The following is a 19,062-nucleotide window of genomic DNA, read 5'->3' as shown; positions in this document are numbered from 1 at the left end:
CCTCGTTTCCGTACGGACGCCCAGTCGGCCGGCGTTCCGTACGGACGTCCGGTCAGCCGGCCAGGCAGGCCGGGCCGAGCAGCACCTTGAGGTCGCCGAAGAGCGCCGGGTCGGGCTGGACCCGGTGCCGGTCGAGGCGGAGCACGGTGGTCTTCCTGGCGCCCTGGAGCTTGATCCGGACCTCGGAGTTGCCCCGGTGGTGGCTGAGGATCTCGCCGAGCCTGCTGACCATGGGCGGGGTGAGCTTGACCGTGGGGATGGTGATGGTGACCGGCGCGTCGGTGCCGGCCGAGGAGACGTCGGGGACCTGGAGTTCCATGGCGACGAGCCGGGGGATGTCCTCGCGCTTGTCCAGCCGGCCCTTCACGAAGACGACCGTGTCCTCGACGAGCTGGGTGGAGACGAGCTGGTAGGTCGCCGGGAAGAACATGCACTCGATCGAACCGGCCAGGTCCTCGACGGTGGCGATCGCCCAGGCGTTGCCCTGCTTGGTCATCTTGCGCTGGAGGCCGGAGATGATGCCGCCGATGGTGACGACCGCGCCGTCCGCGTGTTCCCCGCCGGTGAGCTGGGAGATCGCGGCGTCCGACTTGTCCGACAGGACGTGTTCGATGCCGAAGAGCGGGTGGTCGGAGACGTACAGGCCGAGCATCTCGCGCTCCTGCGCGAGGAGGTACGACTTGTCCCACTCGATGTCGGAGAACTCGACGTCGAGCCCGAAGCCCGGCTCGCTCGTCTCCTCGTCACCGCCGCCGAAGAGGTCGAACTGGCCCTCGGCCTCCTTGCGCTTGACCTGGACGACGTTGTCGATCATCGGTTCGTGGTGGGCGACCAGGCCCTTGCGGGTGTGGCCCATCTCGTCGAAGGCGCCGGCCTTGATGAGCGATTCGACGGTGCGCTTGTTGCAGACGACCGCTTCGACCTTGTCGAGGAAGTCGGGGAAGGTGGCGTACTTCCCCTTCGCCTTGCGGGACCGGATGATCGAGTCGACGACGTTCTGGCCGACGTTGCGGACGGCGGTCAGTCCGAAGAGGATCACGTCGTCGCCCTGCGCGGCGAAGTTGGACAGCGACTCGTTGACATTGGGCGGGAGCACCTTGATGCCCATGCGCCGGCACTCGTTGAGATAGACGGCCGACTTGTCCTTGTCGTCCTTCACGGAGGTCAGGAGCGCCGCCATGTACTCGGCCGGGTAGTTGGCCTTGAGGTAGGCCGTCCAGTAGGTGACCAGTCCGTACGCGGAGGAGTGCGCCTTGTTGAAGGCGTACCCGGCGAACGGCACCAGGACGTCCCACAGCGCCTTGATCGCCTCGTCCGAGAAGCCGTTCTTCTTGGCGCCGGCCTCGAAGAGGACGAAGTTCTTGGCCAGTTCGTCGGCCTTCTTCTTGCCCATCACGCGGCGCAGGATGTCGGCCTCGCCGAGTGAGTACCCCGCGACGATCTGGGCGGCCTTCTGCACCTGCTCCTGGTAGACGATCAGGCCGTAGGTGAGCCCGAGCACCTCTTTGAGGGGCTCCTCCAGCTCCGGGTGGATCGGGGTGATCTCCTGGCGGGCGTTCTTGCGCTCCGCGTAGTTCGTGTGCGAGTTCATGCCCATCGGGCCCGGCCGGTAGAGGGCCGAGACGGCGGAGATGTCCTCGAAGTTGTCGGGCTGCATCTGGCGCAGCAGGGAGCGCATGGGGCCGCCGTCGAACTGGAAGACGCCGAGTGTGTCGCCCCGGCAGAGCAGTTCGTACGTCTTGGGGTCGTCGAGCGGCAGCGAGAGCATCTCCAGGTCGATGCCCTTGTTGGACTTCACCATCTTGACGGCGTCGTCCATGATCGTGAGGTTGCGCAGGCCGAGGAAGTCCATCTTCAGCAGGCCGAGCGACTCGCACTGCGGGTAGTCCCACTGTGTGATCGTCACACCGTCGGTGTGCCGGACCCAGACGGGGACGTGGTCGGTGATCGTCTCGCTGGACATGATCACGCCGGCCGCGTGCACACCCATCTGCCGGACCAGGCCCTCCACACCCTTCGCGGTGTCGATGACCTTCTTCACGTCCGGCTCGTTCTCGTACATCCCCCGGATCTCGCCCGCCTCGCTGTAGCGCGGGTGCTTGGGGTCGGTGATGCCGTTGAGGTCGATGCCCTTGCCGAGGACGTCGGCGGGCATCGCCTTGGTGAGCCGGTCGCCCATCGCGTACGGGTAGCCCAGCACCCGGGCGGAGTCCTTGATGGCGTTCTTGGCCTTGATCTTGCCGTACGTGCCGATCATGGCGACCTTGTCGGCGCCGTACTTCTCGGTCACGTACCGGATGACCTCACCGCGCCGGCGCTCGTCGAAGTCGATGTCGACATCGGGCATGGAGATGCGCTCGGGGTTGAGGAACCGCTCGAAGATCAGTCCGTGCTCGATCGGGTCGAGGTCGGTGATGCCCATGGCGTACGACACGATCGAACCGGCGGCGGAGCCACGGCCGGGGCCGACCGCGATGCCGTTGTTCTTCGCCCACATGATGAAGTCGGCGACCACGAGGAAGTACCCCGGGAAGCCCATGTCGATGATGATGCCCATCTCGTACTCGACCTGGCGCATCCGGTCTTCCGGGATGCCGTTCGGGAAGCGGCGGGCCATGCCGCGCATGGTCTCCTCGCGGAACCAGGAGACCTCGGTGAAGCCCTCCGGCACCTCGAACTTGGGCATCAGGTTCCGCTCCTGGAACCAGCCCTCGGTGTCGATCTGGTCGGCGACCAGGCGGGTGTTGGCGCACCCCTCCTGCCAGGCGTCGGAGAGGTCCACGGCGTACATCTCGTCGGTCGACTTGAGGTAGTAGCCGGTGCCGTCGAAGCGGAAGCGGTCCGGGTCGGAGAGGTTCTTGCCGGTCTGGATGCAGAGCAGCGCGTCGTGGGCGGTGGCCTCGTTCGCGTACGTGTAGTGGGAGTCGTTGGTGACCAGCGGCGGGATGCCGAGCTTCTTGCCGACCTCCAGCAGCCCGTCGCGCACCCGGCGTTCGATCTCGATGCCGTGGTCCATCAGCTCCAGGAAGTACCGGTCCTTGCCGAAGATGTCCTGGTACTCGGAGGCGGCCTTCACCGCCTCGTCGAACTGACCGAGCCGCAGCCGCGTCTGGAGCTCACCGGAGGGGCAGCCGGTGGAGGCGATCAGGCCCTCGGACCACTTGGCGATGGTCTCCTTGTCCATCCGGGGCCACTTCTGGAGCCAGCCCTCCTTGTACGCGTCCGAGGAGAGCCGGAAGAGGTTGTGCAGCCCGGTGCGGTTCGCCGCCCAGATCGTCTTGTGGGTGTAACCGCCGGAACCGGAGACGTCGTCCCGCTTCTGGTGCGGCTGGCCCCACTGCACCTTCCGCTTCAGCCGCCGGGACTCGGGCGCCACGTACGCCTCGATCCCGATGATCGGCGTCACGCCCGCCTTTTTCGCCTGATGGAAGAAGTCGTAGGCCCCGTGGAGATTCCCGTGGTCGGTCATGGCGATATGGGACATGCCCATCTCTTTGCACGCCGTGAACATGTCCCCCAGCCGCGCGGCACCGTCCAGCAGCGAGTACTGGGTGTGGACATGCAGGTGCGTGAACGGGGGCTTGGTCACGGCGGGGGCCTCCAGCGAGCGGACGACACGGGTGGTTTCCCGGGGCGTCCCCGGGGGTCTCCCGAGGCTGCGGACAGTCCGGGGGAGACAGCCCCGAAGTCTACGTCGCGCGACCGACAGCGGACGGGCACCGGGGCCGTCCGGGACGAGGCGCCGGGGCCCGCCGGACGGCCACCCGGGCGCGCCGGAACGGGCACTCAGGCGCGCCGGAACGGGCACTCGCGGACGGCTTCGCGCGTTGCCCCTCCGAGGACGCGCCGCGCCCTTCGAGGGGCAGCGTCGCCCCGTAGTCGTCCGTCCACCCACCGCCACCAGGAGGCACCCCGCGATGTCGGTTCCGCGACCCGTCGAAGAAGCCGAGGAGCAGCGCGGAGAGGAGATACTCTCCGTTTTCGACACCGCGTTCGGTGAGCTCCTGGCCGCTGATCCAGCAGCCTTCCGGGTGAAGTTCCGGAAGATGGCGGCCTCCGCGTTCGCCTTCTACCGGGGTACGGCGTGCCTGTTCTACGACGATCTGGCGCGGGAGGCGGCCGGGGCGGGCGCCGGGGACGACGCCCCGTTCCTCGACGAGCGTACGGGCCGGGTGTGGATCCACGGCGATCTGCACGCGGAGAACTTCGGCACGTACATGGACGCCAACGGCCGGCTGATCTTCAACGTGAACGACTTCGACGAGGCGTACATCGGCCCGTTCACCTGGGACCTGAAGCGGTTCGCCGCCTCGCTCGCGCTGATCGGCTACCAGAAGGCGCTCAGCGACGCCCAGATCACCGAGCTGGTGGAGATCTACGCGGGCGCCTACCGCGAACGCGTCCACGCGCTGGCGGCCGGCGCGAAGAACGACGAGGTGCCGCCCTTCACCCTGGACACGGCCCAGGGCCCGCTGCTCACCGCGCTGCGCTCGGCCCGCTCGCTGACGCGCTTCTCGCTGCTGGACTCGATGACGGAGATCCGGGAGTACGAGCGGCGCTTCGCGGCGGGCGGCGGCTCCATCGAGCTGGACGCGGCCACCCGGTACAAGATCCTCGCGGCCTTCGACGGCTATCTGGAGACGCTGCCGGAGTCCAGCCTGACCCGCCCCGACTCGTACCGCGTCAAGGATGTCGTGGGCCGGCGCGGCATCGGCATCGGCTCGGCGGGGCTGCCCTCGTACAACATCCTGCTGGAGGGCAACAGCGACGCCCTGGAGAACGACGTCGTGATCTACCTGAAGCAGGCGCAGACCCCGGCGGTCTCCCGGCACATCACCGACGGGGCCGTCCGCGGCTACTTCCAGCACGAGGGCCACCGCACGGTGATCTCGCAGCGGGCCCTCCAGGCGCACGCGGACCCCTGGCTGGGCTGGACGGAGCTGGACGGCGCGGGACAGCTCGTCGCGGAGGTCTCGCCGTACGCGGTGGACCTGGACTGGTCGGACCTGGACGACCCGGAGGAGATAGCCGCGGTCGTCGCGGACCTCGGCAGGGCGACGGCGACGATGCACGCGGCGGCGGACGACGAGAGCGGGCACTCCCTGGTGCCGTTCTCCACGGAGCGCGCCATCGACGCGGCGATCGCCGCCGACGAGGACGGCTTCGGAGCGCTGCTGGTGGAGTTCGCGCACACGTACGGGGCGCGGGCCAGGGCGGACCACCAGATCTTCGTGGACCTGTTCCGCAACGGCCGGCTGGCGTAGGGCACCGACCAGGCCCCGGTCCCGGTGGCGGATTCCGTAACGCTTTAGGGATCGCTTACCGGGACCCATGGCACACTCGGCGACGATGGACATATCCGGGACGCGGCTCAGGGCGGCGCGGGCAGCACTCTTCACGGCACTGGTCGTGACGCTGTCCGCGGGCTCGCACGTGCTGCTGTCCCGGACCCCGCTGCCGCTCTCCCTGGTCGCCGGGCTCGGCGCCGTGGTGTTCGCGCTCAGCTACGCGGCGGCGGGCCGCGAGCGCGGCTTCTGGCGGATCGCCGCCCTGCTCGTCCCGCTCGAACTGGCCGCGGACACGATCTTCACCAGCGGCCAGCGCGTCTGCTACGGCCCCTCGGGCGGCCCCGTGGCGGGGTCGCTGCGCTCGGTCGGCTTCGACGTCCTGTGCGGCGGCGCCCTCGGCACCCCGCTGCCCGGGGTGGCCTCGTCCCGGTCCACCGCCGCCGCGCTGCTGGACTCCCCCGATCCCGCCCTGCCGTGGCTGCTGCTGGCCGTCCACGTCTCGGTGGGGCTGCTCGCCGCGGCCTGGCTGCGGCACGGCGAGGCGGCGCTCTCCCGGCTGGTACGGACCGCGGCCGTCAGTGCCTTCCGGCCGCTGCTGATCGCGTGCGCCGTGGTCTCCACGGCCGCCCGGGCGGTACGGCGCGCCGTGCGCCCCACCGGCCGCCCGCGTCCCTCCCGTCACCGGCTCCTCGTCCACTCCGTGGGACGGCGGGGCCCGCCCCGAGCGGTGCCCGCCGCCGCCTGAGGCTCTTCACGAGCCCGCGCGGCCGCACCCCTCCCCTCCCCCAGCCGCAGCACGTCATCACACGGAGCCAATCACCATGAGCGCACGCAACAGCAAGGCCAGCAAGGAAGCCGCCCGCGAGCGGCTGCGCGCCGAACGCGAACGGCAGGCGAAGAAGGACAAGGTACGCCGCCAGCTCGTCGTCATCGGCTCGGCCGTCGCCGTCCTCGCGATAGCCGGCGGCGTCGGCTACGCCGTCGTCCAGTCCAACAAGCCCTCCCACTGGGAGACGGCGAAGGAAGAGAAGACCGTCGTCGCCCCCAAGAACACCGAGGGCACGAACGGCACCACCGTGGTCATCGGCAAGCCGGACGCCAAGAAGACGCTCGAACTGTACGAGGACTCCCGCTGCCCCGTCTGCGCGAGCTTCGAGCAGACCGTCGGCCCGACGGTCCAGAAGGACATCGACGCCGGCAAGTTCAAGATCAAGTACATCGGCGCGACCTTCATCGACAACTCCGACAACGGCGAGGGCTCGAAGAACGCCCTGTCGGCGCTGGGCGCGGCGCTCAACGTGAGCCCCGAGGCGTTCCTGGAGTACAAGACGGCGCTCTACTCGGCGAAGTACCACCCCGAGGAGTCGCAGGACAAGTTCGCCAAGGACAGCTACCTCCTCGAAGTGGCCGGCTCGGTGAACGCGCTCAAGGGCAACGCGACGTTCAAGAAGGACGTCGAGAGCGGTACGTACGACGCCTGGGCGATGAAGATGTCCGCCACCTTCGACAAGAGCGGCGTCCAGGGCACGCCCACCCTGAAGATGGACGGCAAGAAGCTCACGAGCCCGGGCAGCGACAACCCGCCGATGACCGTGGCGGACTTCGACACCGCGATCGCCGCGGCGCTCAAGGGCTGACGGAACACGCCGCCCCGCGGACCGCCGGCGACGGCCGGTCCGCAGGGGCGCACGGCTCAGAGCGAGTCGATGAAGGCGAGCCCGGTCCGCCAGGTCTCCTCGGCGGCCCGCTCGTCGTAGTCCGGCAGCTCCGGGTCGGTGAAGAGGTGCCCGGCGCCGGGGTAGCGGTAGACCTCCACGTCCGCCCCCGCCTGCCGCATCCGCAGGTACCAGGCGGTCAGCCAGTCGTGCGGCTCGAAGGGATCGGGGTCCGCCACATGGAGCTGTACGGGGAGCTCGTCCACGGACGCGTTCTCCGCGATGTCGGACGTACCGTGCAGGAGCAGCAGCCCGCGCGCCTTCGCGTCGCCCAGCGCCAGGTTCTGCGCGATGGAGCCGCCGAGCGAGAGCCCCACGTACACCAGTCCGCGCTCGGAGTACGGCGCCGCCGCCAGCACCGCCCGGCGCAGCAGTTCCTCCTTGCCGATCCGGTCCTTCAGCGCCATTCCCTCCTCGACGGTGGAGGCGGTTTCCCCCTCGAAGAGGTCGGGCACGCGCACCTCGTGCCCGGCGGCACGCAGCCGGTCGGCCGCCGCGTGCACCGCGGGGCGCAGACCGTAGACGGAGTGGAAGAGCATGATGTTCATCCGGACATCCTGCCAGCCCGTCCGGACCCGACCGAGAGACCCCGGCCCCCACGAGAGGCCCACGTAGGAGACCGATGGAGAACGCACTGCGCCCACTGATCGTGCTCGGCGGCACGGTCCTGCTCACCCTGGCGCTCGGCTGGGCGGTGGACCTGCTGCTGCGCCGCGCGGACGACCGCCACCCCGAGACCCCGCTGTGGGGCCTGCTGCGGCGCTGCGGGGTACCGCTGCAGGTGCTGCTGCTGACCGCCCTGCTGCGCGGCACGTACCGCGAGACCGGCTGGCAGCTCATCGAGGACTACCACACCGACATCGGCCGAGCCCTCTCCCTGGTGATAATCGGATCGGGTGCCTGGCTGGTCGTACGAGTCGTCTCCGTGGTGGTCGAGTCGTCGTACGCCCGCTACGCGTCCTCGACCCGCGACCCGGCCCGGGTGCGCAGGGTCCGTACGCAGGTCACGCTGATGATGCGGATCATCATCGCCGTGGTCGTGGTGGTCGCGGTCGCGGCGATGCTGCTGACCTTCCCCGACCTGCGCAGCATCGGCACCTCGATGCTGGCCTCCGCGGGCATCATCGGCATCGTCGCCGGTGTCGCCGCCCAGTCCACGCTCAGCAATCTCTTCGCCGGGTTCCAGATCGCCTTCGGCGACATGGTGCGCATCGGGGACACGGTGGTGGTCGACGGCGAGTGGGGCGTGGTCGAGGAGGTCACGCTCACCTTCCTCGCCGTACGGACCTGGGACGAGCGGCGCATCACCATGCCCGTCTCGTACTTCACCAGCAAGCCCTTCGAGAACTGGTCGCGCGGCGGGGTCCAGATGACCGGCACGGTCTTCTTCCAGCTCGACCACTCCGCGCCGGTGCCGCTGATGCGCGAGAAGCTCCAGGAGATCCTCGCGGAGTGCCCGGCGTGGGACGGCCGGGACTGGAGCCTGGCCGTCACGGACACCACCCCGACCACGATCGAGGTGCGCGCGGTGGTCACGGCCAAGGACGCGGACGACATCTGGAAGGTGCGCTGCGCGGTACGGGAGCAGATGGTGGCCTGGCTGGCCGCGCACCACCCGTACGCCCTGCCGAGGATCGTGGGCGAGGTCGCCGCGCCGCCCGCCGCACGGAGCCGGGTCCCCGCGACCAGGGAGCCCGGGGAGGAGACCGACGACGGCCGGGAGGACCGCGACAGCCGGGAGGCGGGCACCGGCCGCGGCTGACGTACCCGCGCCCGTCAGTGCATGCTGCGTACGTCGAGGTGGCGCAGGACCCGGTCGACGATCTCCGGGTCCGCGCCCGGCTCGTTACGGGCCGAGAGGACCTCGTGGCGGGCCGCCGACATCATCTCGCGCTGGATGCGCAGCATGGTCCGGCCTCTGGCGACGCGCTGCGCCGCCCACTCGCGGCGCTCGTCGTCCGCCAGGTCGGGACTGATCCGCAGCCCGATGTCGTAGGCCGCGCGCAGCAGCCGTTCGCTGACGTCCTCCGGCAGCTCCTCGACGCCCTCGATCTCCTTCAGCCGGCTCTTGGCCGCCTTGGCCGCGCGGAGCGCGAGCGCGTGCTCCAGCTCGTGCTCCGCCTGCGAGTCCGCCCGCACCCCGAGCCGCTTCACCAGCCAGGGCAGCGTCAGCCCCTGGACGACGAGGGTCGCCATGATGACCGCGAACGCGATGAAGATGATCTCCTCGCGCCCCGGGAAGGGCTGCCCGTCGTCGGTCTCCAGCGGGATCGCGAGCGCCAGGGCGACCGAGGCCACCCCGCGCATCCCGGCCCACCACATGACGACGGTCTCGCGCCAGCTGGTCGGGATCTCCTCGTCGTAGTCCCGGATCTTGTGCATCCGCTTGGCCAGCCAGGTCGCGGGCAGCAGCCACAGCAGCCGTACGAACACGACGACCCCGACCACCGCCGCGCCCCAGCCGAGCATCTCCGACGTCCGGCCCTCGGCCGCGCCGAACGCGTTGTGCAGCTCAAGGCCGATGAGACCGAAGGCGACCCCGGTCACCAGTGTGTCGACGACCTGCCAGAAGGAGTTGCCCGCCAGCCGTCCCATGACGTCGTCGGCGTCCGCCGTGTGGGTGGCCAGGAAGAGCGCGGTGGTGAGGACGGCGAGCACCCCGGAGCCGTGCAGTTCCTCCGCCAGGACGTAGCTGACGAACGGCACCAGCAGCGACAGACCGATCTGGAGGGTCGCGTCGCCGAGCAGCGACATCAGCTTGTTGGTGAGCCAGCCGAGCGCGAGCCCCACCGCCACGGCCACCACCGCGGAGAGGACCAGGGAGCCGACGGCGCCGGGCCAGGAGAAGGTCCCGCTGACGGCCGCCGCGATCGCCACGTGGTAGAGCACGATCGCCGTGACGTCGTTGAAGAGACCCTCGCCCTCCAGGATGGAGACGAGCCGCCGGGGCAGCCCCAGCGATCCGGCCACGGCGGTCGCCGCCACCGGGTCGGGCGGGGCGACCAGCGCGCCGAGCGCGACCGCGGCGGCGATCGGCAGGCCGGGCACCACCGAGTTGGCCACCGCGGCCACGGCCGCCGTGGTCACGAAGACCAGCGCGACCGCCAGCAGGAAGATGGGGCGCAGATTCGCCGTGAACTGCCGCCAGGAGGTGCGCTGTACGGCGGCGTACAGCAGCGGCGGCAGCAGGAGCGGAAGGATGAAGTCCGGTGGCACCTGCACATTCGGTACGAACGGGAGCAGCGCCAGGACGACCCCGACGATCGTCATCAGCACCGGCGACGGCAGCCCCAGCTTGTCGCCGAGCGGAACGGTGAGCACCGCCCCGAGCAGCAGGACGATCAGCAGTGCCAACTGGTCCACGGGGCCCTCCGGTGGTCGAAAGCCGTCGAAAGCCTTGGCGGCAGACAAGGGTGATCAAGGCCCCAAGCCTGCCATGAGCCCCGTACGCCCCAGGTCAGGGGGTACGGACGCCTGGTCCCCGGCCGACCGGCCCGCCCGGGCCCCACCGCCTCGGAGCCTCCTCGGTGCAGCCCGGAGCAGCCCCGAAGCCGTCCCGGAGTCGCCTCAGAACCGCCGCAGGACCCGGCGCATGGAGCGGTGCGGCATGCCCGCGTCCGGGAATTCGGGGCCGTACGCCTCGTATCCGAGCCGTTCGTAGAAGCCGAGCGCGTGCGACTGCGCGTGCAGGTCGACCACCCGGAGGCCGCGCTCCCGCGCCGCGTCCTCGATGGCCCGCACGAGCGCCGCGCCGATGCCGAGGCCGCGGGCCGTGGCGCGGACCGCGAGCCGCCCCAGGGAGCCGGTGTCCGGGTCGCCGCCGGTACGGTCGGCCGCGCCGGGCCCGTACAGCAGCCGTCCGGTGCCCAGCGGCACCCCGTCGTCCCGTACGGCGAGCACCTGGACCGCGTCACCGTCCCGGCCGTCGTACTCCAGCTCCTCGGGCACCCGCTGCTCGACGACGAAGACCTCCTTGCGGACCGCGAAGCACGCCTCGATGTCCGCGGGCTCCGTCGCGACCCGCAGTGCGTAGCCGGGCGCGGTCACGCGTTGCTCTCCGCCCTGACCTTGTCCAGCGCGCCCTGGAGGTCGGCGGGATAGGTGCTCGCGTACTCGACCCAGCGCCCGTCCGACGGGTGCTCGAAGCCGAGGCGTACGGCGTGCAGCCACTGCCGGGTCAGTCCGAGCCGCTTGGCGAGGGTGGGGTCGGCGCCATAGGTCAGATCACCCACGCAGGGGTGGCGGTGGGCGGACATGTGCACCCGGATCTGGTGCGTACGGCCCGTCTCCAGCTTGATGTCGAGCAGCGAGGCGGAGCGGAACGCCTCGATCAGGTCGTAGTGCGTGACCGACGGCTTGCCCTCGGCGGTGACGGCCCACTTGTAGTCGTGGTTCGGATGGCGGCCGATGGGCGCGTCGATCGTGCCGCTCATCGGGTCCGGGTGCCCCTGCACCAGCGCGTGGTAGCGCTTGTCGACGACGCGCTCCTTGAACTGCGCCTTGAGCAGGGTGTACGCGCGCTCCGACTTGGCGACGACCATCAGCCCGGAGGTCCCGACGTCCAGCCGGTGCACGATGCCCTGGCGCTCGGCCGCGCCGGAGGTCGAGATGCGGTAGCCGGCGGCGGCCAGACCGCCGATGACCGTCGTGCCGGACCAGCCGGGGCTGGGGTGCGCGGCGACGCCGACCGGCTTGACGATGACGACGATGTCCTCGTCGTCGTGCACGATCTCCATGCCCTCGACGGGCTCGGCGACGATCTGCACGGGCGCGGGGGCCGCCGGCATCTCGACCTCCAGCCAGGCCCCGCCGTTCACGCGCTCGGACTTCCCGACCACGGCGCCGTCGACCTGGACCTTCCCGGAGGCGGCCAGCTCGGCCGCCTTCGTACGGGAGAAGCCGAACATGCGGGCTATGGCGGCGTCGACGCGCTCGCCCTCCAGGCCGTCGGGCACGGGCAGGGTTCTGATCTCGGGAAAGCTCACCTGTCGAGTATGCCTTGTGGCTACGACAGCCCCGACCGCGTGCCCTCCGGCCCCTCAGTCCTTGTGCACGGTCCCGTCGGGGTCGAGCCCCCGGAAGGAGAGCAGCACGATCAGGATGCCGCCGCAGACGATCGCGGAGTCGGCGAGGTTGAAGACCGCGAAGTGCGCGGGCGCGATGAAGTCCACCACGGCGCCCTGGAAGACCCCGGGCGAGCGGAAGATCCGGTCGGTGAGGTTGCCGAGCGCGCCGCCGAGCAGCAGCCCGAGCGCGATCGCCCACGGCAGGCTGTAGAGCTTGCGCGCCAGCCGGGCGATCACCACGATCACCGTCGCCGCGATGATCGTGAAGATGACGGTGAACGCCTCGCCGATACCGAAGGCGGCGCCCGCGTTCCTGATCGCCTCGAACTTCAGCAGATCGCCGATGACCTCGATCGGCTCGTGGTGCTCCAGCTTGGCCACCACCAGCATCTTGGTCCCGAGGTCCAGCAGGTACGCCAGGAGCGCGACCGTGAAGAGGGCGGCGATCTTGCGCTTGCCCTTCGGCTGCTCGGCCGTGGCCGCGGTCTCGTCGTCGTTCCCGTTGTCGCTGTCTTTGTCAACGGACGGCGTACCGATGCTGCGCTCCGCCTCTGCCACGTGAGTCCCTCAACCTGCTGGAGTACTGGGTACCTGACTGAGGACGAGGGTACGTCACACCGGTACCCCCGTCCCCGTACCTCCGCACCGGCCGCCCGGTCGGCACCCGGCCCCGGGGGGCGCGGGGTCCGCGCCCGCCGTGCGGCCTGTGGTGTGGATCAGGCCCTAGCCTCGCCGTTCCTGCTTCTGCTTGTCCTCCACGCAGAGGGTGGCCCGGGGGAACGCCTGCATCCTGGCCTTGCCGATCGGCTTGCCGCAGACCTCGCAGAGGCCGTAGGTGCCCGCGTCGAGCCGCAGCAGTGCCCGTTCGGTCTGCTCCAGCATCTCGCGGGCGTTGGCGGCGAGCGACATCTCGTGCTCCCGCGTGATGTTCTTCGTACCGGTGTCCGCGTCGTCGTCACCGGCGCCGTCCCCGGAGTCCCGCATCAGCCCGGCCAGCGCGGCCTCCGACGCGGTGATCTCGGCGGTCAGCCGGGCGATCTCGCTCTCCAGGCCGGTACGGGCCTCGGCGACCTCCTCCGGGGTCCAGGGGTCCTCACCGGGCCGTACCGCGAGTTCCCCGGGCGCCGACGCGTCGGCCTGGGCCGTGGACACCGCCGTGGCACCGGCCGGGCCTCCGCCGCCCGCGGTCTTCTTAGCTCCCACCGTTCTGGCTCCCGTCTGTTCCGCGGCCTGGGCCGCCCCCTCGGCCGCGGACGCGGCCTGCTTCGCAGGTGCCTTGCTCGCCGGCGCCTTCTTCGCGGGGACCTTCTTCGCGGCCGTCCTGCCGGTCGCCGCTTTCCCGCTCGGAGCCTTCTTCGCCGGCGCCTTCGTGTCCGGTGCGCTCTTCGCCGTCGCCTTCTTCGCCGCGGCCTTCTCGGCGGTGGCCTTCTCGGCCACCGGTTTCCCGGCCGCCGCCTTTTTCGCCGTCGCCTTCTTGGCCGGCGCCTTCTTCGTGGCCGCCTTCTTCGTGGCCGCTTTCTTGGCCACCGCCTTCTTCGCGGTCGTCCTCTTCGCCGTCGCGTTCTTCTCCGCCGCGGGTTCCGCCACGGTCGTTTCCTTCGCGGCGGTCTTCTTCGCCACCATGGCCGCGGCCCCTTCACATAGCGCGATCTGCTCGCGAATCGTGCTGGGACGATAAATCGACACCAGCCCCGCGGCAACGGGGCACGCCGCCCTCTCCGGCCCCTCCCCATGGCGTGAGAACACCGGCCTCCCTGCGTTGTGCCCAGCTCCCCGCCCGGTAATCCGCCGCCGCGCGCGCCACGCCGTACGCGGGCGCCGGTATAACCATTCGGGTCATACGCTCGGCCGTACGGCGCCCTCCGCTCCCCGGTCCCACCGGCACCCTCCCGGGCGCGCGCTCCCCCGCCCGGCCGGCCGCCCCGCCCGCCGTAAAACCGGTCGGCCGGGCCGGGCGCCGCCCCGTACACTGGGCCCAGCGAGAGGCGTGGATGGGGACGAGTAGCGTCGTACGCGGCCATGAGCGACCCGGGGACGGTGCGAGCCCGGGGGCAGAGCGCGACGTGAAGCATCACCCCGGAGCCGCCGGAAGAAAGCCCAGGTCACCCCGGGGCGAGTAGAACCGGCAGCGCGACCCCAATGAGGGGGCCACGGGCGGCGACGCCCGGGGCCAAGAAGGGTGGTACCGCGGGAGCCCAGCTCTCGTCCCTTCGACGGAGACGCCGCAGATCCGCCGGAGGAAGCCCCCGATGACACCAGAACCCGCGCCGACGACCGCGACCGGCCCCCGGTACCGCCAGGTGCCCGCCCAGGTCGACCTGCCCGCGCTGGAGCACGCCGTGCTCGACCTGTGGCGTGAGAACAAGGTCTTCGAAAAGAGCCTCGAACAGTCCGAGGGCCGCCCCGAATGGGTCTTCTACGAGGGCCCGCCCACCGCCAACGGCATGCCGGGCGCGCACCACATCGAGGCCCGCGTCTTCAAGGACGTCTTCCCGCGCTTCCGCACCATGCGCGGCTACCACGTCGCCCGCAAGGCCGGCTGGGACTGCCACGGCCTGCCCGTGGAGCTGGCCGTCGAGAAGGAGCTCGGCTTCACCGGCAAGCAGGACATCGAGGCGTACGGCATCGCCGAGTTCAACGCCAAGTGCCGCGAGTCCGTCACCCGGCACACCGACGCGTTCGCCGAGCTGACGACCCGCATGGGGTTCTGGACGGATCTCGACAACGCGTACCGGACCATGAACCCGGAGTACATCGACTCCGTCTGGTGGTCCCTGAAGGAGATCTTCGGCAAGGGCCTGCTGGTCCAGGACTACCGGGTCGCGCCCTGGTGCCCGCGCGACCAGACCGGGCTCTCCGACCACGAACTGGCGCAGGGGTACGAGACGGTCGTCGACCCCTCGGTCTTCGTCCGCTTCCCGCTCACCTCGGGCCCGCTCGCCGGCGAGGCGTCCCTGCTGGTCTGGACGACGACCCCCTGGACGCTGGTCTCGAACACCGCGGTCGCCGCGCACCCCGACGTCCGGTACGTCGTCGCGACGGACGGCACGGAGCGGCTCGTCGTCGCCGAGGCCCTGGTCGGCAAGGCGCTGGGCGAGGGATGGGAGACCACCGGCGCGTCCTTCACGGGCCGCGACATGGAGCGGTGGACGTACGACCGCCCCTTCACCCTCGTGGAGTTCCCCGAGGAGGCTCACTACATCGTCAACGCCGCGTACGTGACCACGGAGGACGGCACGGGCCTGGTCCACCAGTCCCCCGCCTTCGGTGAGGACGACCTCGCGGTCTGCCGCTCGTACGGCCTCCCTGTCGTCAACCCGGTCCGCCCCGACGGCACGTTCGAGGCCGGCCTTCCGCTGGTCGGCGGCGTCTTCTTCAAGAAGGCCGACGAGGTGCTGACGGCGGACCTCAAGGAGCGCGGCCGGCTCTTCCGCCACGTGCCGTACGAGCACAGCTACCCGCACTGCTGGCGCTGCCACACCGCGCTCCTCTACTACGCGCAGCCGTCCTGGTACATCCGTACGACGGCCGTCAAGGACCGCCTCCTGGAGGAGAACGAGCGGACGAACTGGTTCCCCGACTCGGTCAAGCACGGCCGGTACGGCGACTGGCTGAACAACAACGTCGACTGGGCGCTCTCCCGCAACCGCTACTGGGGCACCCCTCTGCCGATCTGGCGCTGCGAGGACGGCCACCACACGTGCGTGGGCTCGCGCGCCGAGCTGACGGAGCTGACCGGCACCGACCAGAGCGGGCTCGACCCGCACCGCCCCTTCATCGACGCGGTGACCTTCACCTGCCCGCAGGACGGCTGCGAGCTGACCGCCGTCCGCGTCCCCGAGGTCATCGACGCCTGGTACGACTCGGGTTCCATGCCGTTCGCGCAGTGGGGCTACCCGTACAAGAACAAGGAACTCTTCGAGAAGCGCTACCCGGCGCAGTTCATCTCGGAGGCCATCGACCAGACGCGCGGCTGGTTCTACACGCTGATGGCCGTCGGCACGCTCGTCTTCGACAAGTCGAGTTACGAGAACGTCGTCTGCCTCGGCCACATCCTCGCCGAGGACGGCAGGAAGATGTCCAAGCACCTGGGCAACATCCTCCAGCCGATCCCGCTCATGGAGCAGCACGGCGCGGACGCGGTGCGCTGGTTCATGGCGGCCGGCGGCTCCCCCTGGTCGGCCCGGCGCGTGGGGCACGGCACGATCCAGGAGGTCGTGCGGAAGACCCTCCTCACGTACTGGAACACGGTCGCCTTCCAGGCGCTGTACGCCCGTACGTCCGGCTGGGCGCCGAGCGCCGCCGACCCGGCCCCGGCCGACCGGCCGCTGCTCGACCGCTGGCTGCTGAGCGAGCTGCACGCGCTGGTCGACCAGACCACGCAGGCGCTGGACGCGTACGACACCCAGCGGGCCGGCAAGCTGCTCTCGGCCTTCGTCGACGACCTGTCGAACTGGTACGTACGCCGCTCGCGCCGCCGCTTCTGGCAGGGCGACAAGGCCGCGCTGCGCACACTGCACGACGTGGTCGAGACGGTGACGCGGCTGATGGCCCCGATGACCCCGTTCATCACGGAGCGGGTCTGGCAGGACATGGTCGTACCGGTCGCCCCGGACGCGCCCGAGTCCGTGCACCTGGCGACCTGGCCGGAGGCGGACCTGTCGGTGATCGACCCGACGCTCTCCCGCCAGATGGCGCTGGTACGGCGGCTGGTGGAGCTGGGCCGCGCGACGCGTGCCGAGTCGGGGGTGAAGACCCGCCAGCCGCTCTCGCGCGCCCTGATCGCGGCGACGGGCTTCGAGGCGCTCTCGCCGGAACTGCGCGCCCAGATCACCGAGGAGCTGAACGTCTCCGCGCTGGCGACGCTCTCCGAGGTGGGCGGCTCGCTGGTCGACACGACGGCGAAGGCGAACTTCCGCGCGCTGGGCAAGCGCTTCGGCAAGGGCGTCCAGGCCGTGGCGAAGGCGGTCGCGGAAGCGGACGCGGCGGCCCTGTCCGCGGCGCTGCGCGACGGTACGGCGTCGGTGACGGTGGACGGCGAGAGCGTCTCGCTCGCCCCGGACGAGGTGATCATCACGGAGACCCCGCGTGAGGGCTGGTCGGTCGCCTCCGACTCCGGCGCGACGGTCGCCCTTGACCTGGAGATCACCCCGGAGCTGCGCCTGGCGGGCCTGGCACGGGACGCGATCCGCCTGATCCAGGAGGCCCGCAAGAACAGCGGCCTGGACGTGGCGGACCGGATCACGGTGCGCTGGACGGCGACGGACGACGCGACGACGGAGGCGCTGACGGCGCACACGCCGCTGATCGCGGACGAGGTCCTGGCGACGGACTTCGCCCCGGGCGACGCGGACGCCACGTACGGCACCCCGTTCGAGGACGAGGGCCTGTCCCTCACGTTCCGCCTCCGCAAGGTGTAAGCCCCTCAAGGGCCCCCTCGAGCCCGTCCGGCATTCGAGGACCGGGGCCCGGGGCGGAGCCCCGGTTCGGGAAGGGGCGGGTAGGGGAATGCCCCGCGCGGCGGCCCCCACCCGCACCCCGCACCGGCGGGGTCATGCAAAAGGGCTGGGCCCGGGACACACGTCCCGGGCCCAGCCCTTTTCAGCCTGCCGACGGCTGCGCGTACCTCACGCGCGAACCTGTCAGTTGTCGTCCTCGTCGATCAGGAAGCCACGCATCGGCGACGGCGCCTGCTGCATCGGCTGCGGCGCCTGCGGCCGTACCGGTGCCATCGGCTGCGTCATCGCGGGCGACATCTGCTGCTGCCCGCCGTACGACGGACCCGGCGACGGCGCGCCCATCGAGGGGCCCCCCATCGAGGGACCGCCCATGGACGGGCTGCCGCCCATGCTGTGGCCCATCGCGCCCGCGCCGGCCGGAGCCATCGAGGGCGACGGCGGCAGCGAGGCGGTCGCCGGGGTGCGCGGCGGGGCCAGCGAGTCGTCCGCCTGGGTCTCCAACTGCCGGAGCTGGCTCTCCAGGTAGGACTTCAGCCGCGTACGGTATTCGCGCTCGAAGCCGCGCAGGTCCTCGACCTTGCGCTCCAGCGTCGCGCGCGCGGACTCCAGGGAGCCCATCGCCACGCGGTGCTTCTCCTGCGCGTCCCGCTCCAGCGCGTCCGCCTTGGCGCGCGCGTCGCGCTCCAGGCCCTCGGCACGGCTACGGGCCTCGCCCACGATCTTGTTGGCCTCGGAACGCGCCTCGGCGATCGCCTGGTCGGCGGTCTGCTGGGCGAGGGAGAGCACGCGTGCGGCGCTGTCACCGCCGGGACCCTGACCGGGCTGGCCCATCTGCGGACCGTGGCCGCCCATGGGGCCGCCCATCGGACCGCCCATGGGGCCGCCCTGCTGCTGCATGGGGCCACCCTGGCCCATCGGACCGCCCTGGCCCATGGGTCCGCCCTGCTGCATCGGGCCACCCTGCATGGGGCCGCCCTGCTGCTGCATGGGACCACCCTGGCCCATCGGACCGCCCTGCATGGGGCCGCCCTGGCCCATCGGACCGCCCTGGCCCATCGGACCGCCCTGGCCCATGGGTCCGCCCTGCTGCATCGGGCCACCCTGGCCCATCGGGCCGGGGCCGTGCTGCTGCTGGCCCTGCGGCCCCTGGCCGTGGGCGCTCGGGCCCGCGGGAAGCTGGGGTGCGCCACCGGGCAGTTGGGGCGGGCCCATCTGCGGGGGCTGCTGCTGTTGCGGCGGTCCGGATATGGCGGCGGGCACCGGAGCCCCGGGTCGGTCCTGCTGCTCGGGCGGCTTGCGCATGGACTGCTGCTGCTGGTTCTGCGCGGCGGCACGCGTCGCCGCGGCCAGCTTGGCGCGCAGGTCCTCGTTCTCGCGGAGCAGGCGGGTCAGTTCGGCCTCGACCTCGTCGAGAAAGGCATCGACCTCGTCCTCGTCGTAGCCTTCTCGGAGGCGGACGGTTGTGAACTGCTTGTTCCGCACGTCCTCGGGGGTCAACGGCATCTCTTCTTCACCTCTACGTAGTCGTCGGCAG

General features: G+C 70.9%; 13 protein-coding genes. 5 read left to right on the top strand and 8 right to left on the bottom strand.

Annotation, left to right across the window (positions count from 1 at the left end; translation table 11 throughout):
- Positions 1–52 precede the first annotated feature (52 nt).
- Positions 53–3,589 carry a DNA polymerase III subunit alpha gene (gene dnaE, locus ACFXKG_RS25685; protein ID WP_384843499.1) on the bottom strand — a complete coding sequence of 1,179 codons (3,537 nt, stop codon included), beginning with the start codon at positions 3,587–3,589 and terminating at the stop codon, positions 53–55.
- Positions 3,590–3,917: 328 nt separating this feature from the next.
- Here dnaE and ACFXKG_RS25680 point away from each other — a divergent pair, with 328 nt between their 5' ends.
- The 3 genes from ACFXKG_RS25680 (at position 3,918) to ACFXKG_RS25670 (ending at position 6,925) form a co-directional block, all read left to right on the top strand.
- The gene (locus ACFXKG_RS25680) at positions 3,918–5,264 is read left to right on the top strand and encodes a DUF2252 domain-containing protein (RefSeq protein ID WP_384843496.1); all 1,347 of its coding nucleotides are present in this window, start codon (positions 3,918–3,920) and stop codon (positions 5,262–5,264) included.
- Positions 5,265–5,349: 85 nt separating this feature from the next.
- Entirely contained in the window at positions 5,350–6,033 is a 684-nt protein-coding gene (locus tag ACFXKG_RS25675) for a hypothetical protein (RefSeq protein ID WP_384843493.1), read from the top strand.
- A gap of 76 nt (positions 6,034–6,109) precedes the next feature.
- Positions 6,110–6,925 (top strand): DsbA family protein, encoded by an 816-nt coding sequence (locus ACFXKG_RS25670; RefSeq protein WP_384843490.1) that lies wholly within the window; start codon positions 6,110–6,112, stop codon positions 6,923–6,925.
- Between the two features lie 56 nt (positions 6,926–6,981).
- Here the strand turns inward: ACFXKG_RS25670 and ACFXKG_RS25665 are convergent, their stop codons facing one another.
- Positions 6,982–7,551, bottom strand: a complete 570-nt coding sequence (locus ACFXKG_RS25665; protein ID WP_365806577.1) for a dienelactone hydrolase family protein — start codon at positions 7,549–7,551, stop codon at positions 6,982–6,984.
- Between the two features lie 74 nt (positions 7,552–7,625).
- On the opposite strand from ACFXKG_RS25665, the gene ACFXKG_RS25660 reads away from it, so the two are divergent.
- The gene (locus tag ACFXKG_RS25660; protein ID WP_384843487.1) at positions 7,626–8,765 is read left to right on the top strand and encodes a mechanosensitive ion channel family protein; all 1,140 of its coding nucleotides are present in this window, start codon (positions 7,626–7,628) and stop codon (positions 8,763–8,765) included.
- A 14-nt stretch (positions 8,766–8,779) separates the two neighbouring features.
- On the opposite strand, the gene ACFXKG_RS25655 is transcribed toward ACFXKG_RS25660, so the two are convergent.
- The 5 genes from ACFXKG_RS25655 to ACFXKG_RS25635 all read right to left on the bottom strand — a co-directional run bounded on the left by ACFXKG_RS25655 (position 8,780) and on the right by ACFXKG_RS25635 (position 13,692).
- Positions 8,780–10,366 carry a Na+/H+ antiporter gene (locus tag ACFXKG_RS25655; RefSeq protein WP_384843484.1) on the bottom strand — a complete coding sequence of 529 codons (1,587 nt, stop codon included), beginning with the start codon at positions 10,364–10,366 and terminating at the stop codon, positions 8,780–8,782.
- Positions 10,367–10,570: 204 nt separating this feature from the next.
- Entirely contained in the window at positions 10,571–11,050 is a 480-nt protein-coding gene (locus ACFXKG_RS25650; RefSeq protein WP_384843481.1) for a GNAT family N-acetyltransferase, read from the bottom strand.
- Positions 11,047–11,988, bottom strand: a complete 942-nt coding sequence (locus tag ACFXKG_RS25645) for an RluA family pseudouridine synthase (protein ID WP_365806583.1) — start codon at positions 11,986–11,988, stop codon at positions 11,047–11,049. Before ACFXKG_RS25645 ends, ACFXKG_RS25650 begins: the two co-directional genes overlap by 4 nt.
- 54 nt (positions 11,989–12,042) lie before the next feature.
- The gene (lspA, locus tag ACFXKG_RS25640) at positions 12,043–12,627 is read right to left on the bottom strand and encodes a signal peptidase II (RefSeq protein WP_365806585.1); all 585 of its coding nucleotides are present in this window, start codon (positions 12,625–12,627) and stop codon (positions 12,043–12,045) included.
- Between the two features lie 165 nt (positions 12,628–12,792).
- The gene (locus tag ACFXKG_RS25635) at positions 12,793–13,692 is read right to left on the bottom strand and encodes a TraR/DksA family transcriptional regulator (protein ID WP_384843476.1); all 900 of its coding nucleotides are present in this window, start codon (positions 13,690–13,692) and stop codon (positions 12,793–12,795) included.
- 626 nt (positions 13,693–14,318) lie between these two features.
- Here ACFXKG_RS25635 and ileS point away from each other — a divergent pair.
- A complete protein-coding gene (gene ileS / locus ACFXKG_RS25630) occupies positions 14,319–17,489 on the top strand; it encodes an isoleucine--tRNA ligase (RefSeq protein ID WP_384843473.1) in 3,171 nt (1,056 codons plus the stop codon).
- 222 nt (positions 17,490–17,711) lie between these two features.
- Here the strand turns inward: ileS and ACFXKG_RS25625 are convergent, their stop codons facing one another.
- On the bottom strand, positions 17,712–19,031 hold the full coding sequence (locus tag ACFXKG_RS25625; protein ID WP_384843470.1) for a DivIVA domain-containing protein: 1,320 nt from the start codon (positions 19,029–19,031) through the stop codon (positions 17,712–17,714).
- Between the last annotated feature and the right edge of the window lie 31 nt (positions 19,032–19,062).

The sequence above is a fragment of the Streptomyces sp. NPDC059255 genome (genome assembly GCF_042752355.1).
Lineage (GTDB): Bacteria > Actinomycetota > Actinomycetes > Streptomycetales > Streptomycetaceae > Streptomyces.
Note: the sequence above shows the minus strand (reverse complement) of the source record. Positions and strands in the feature narration are given on the sequence as shown.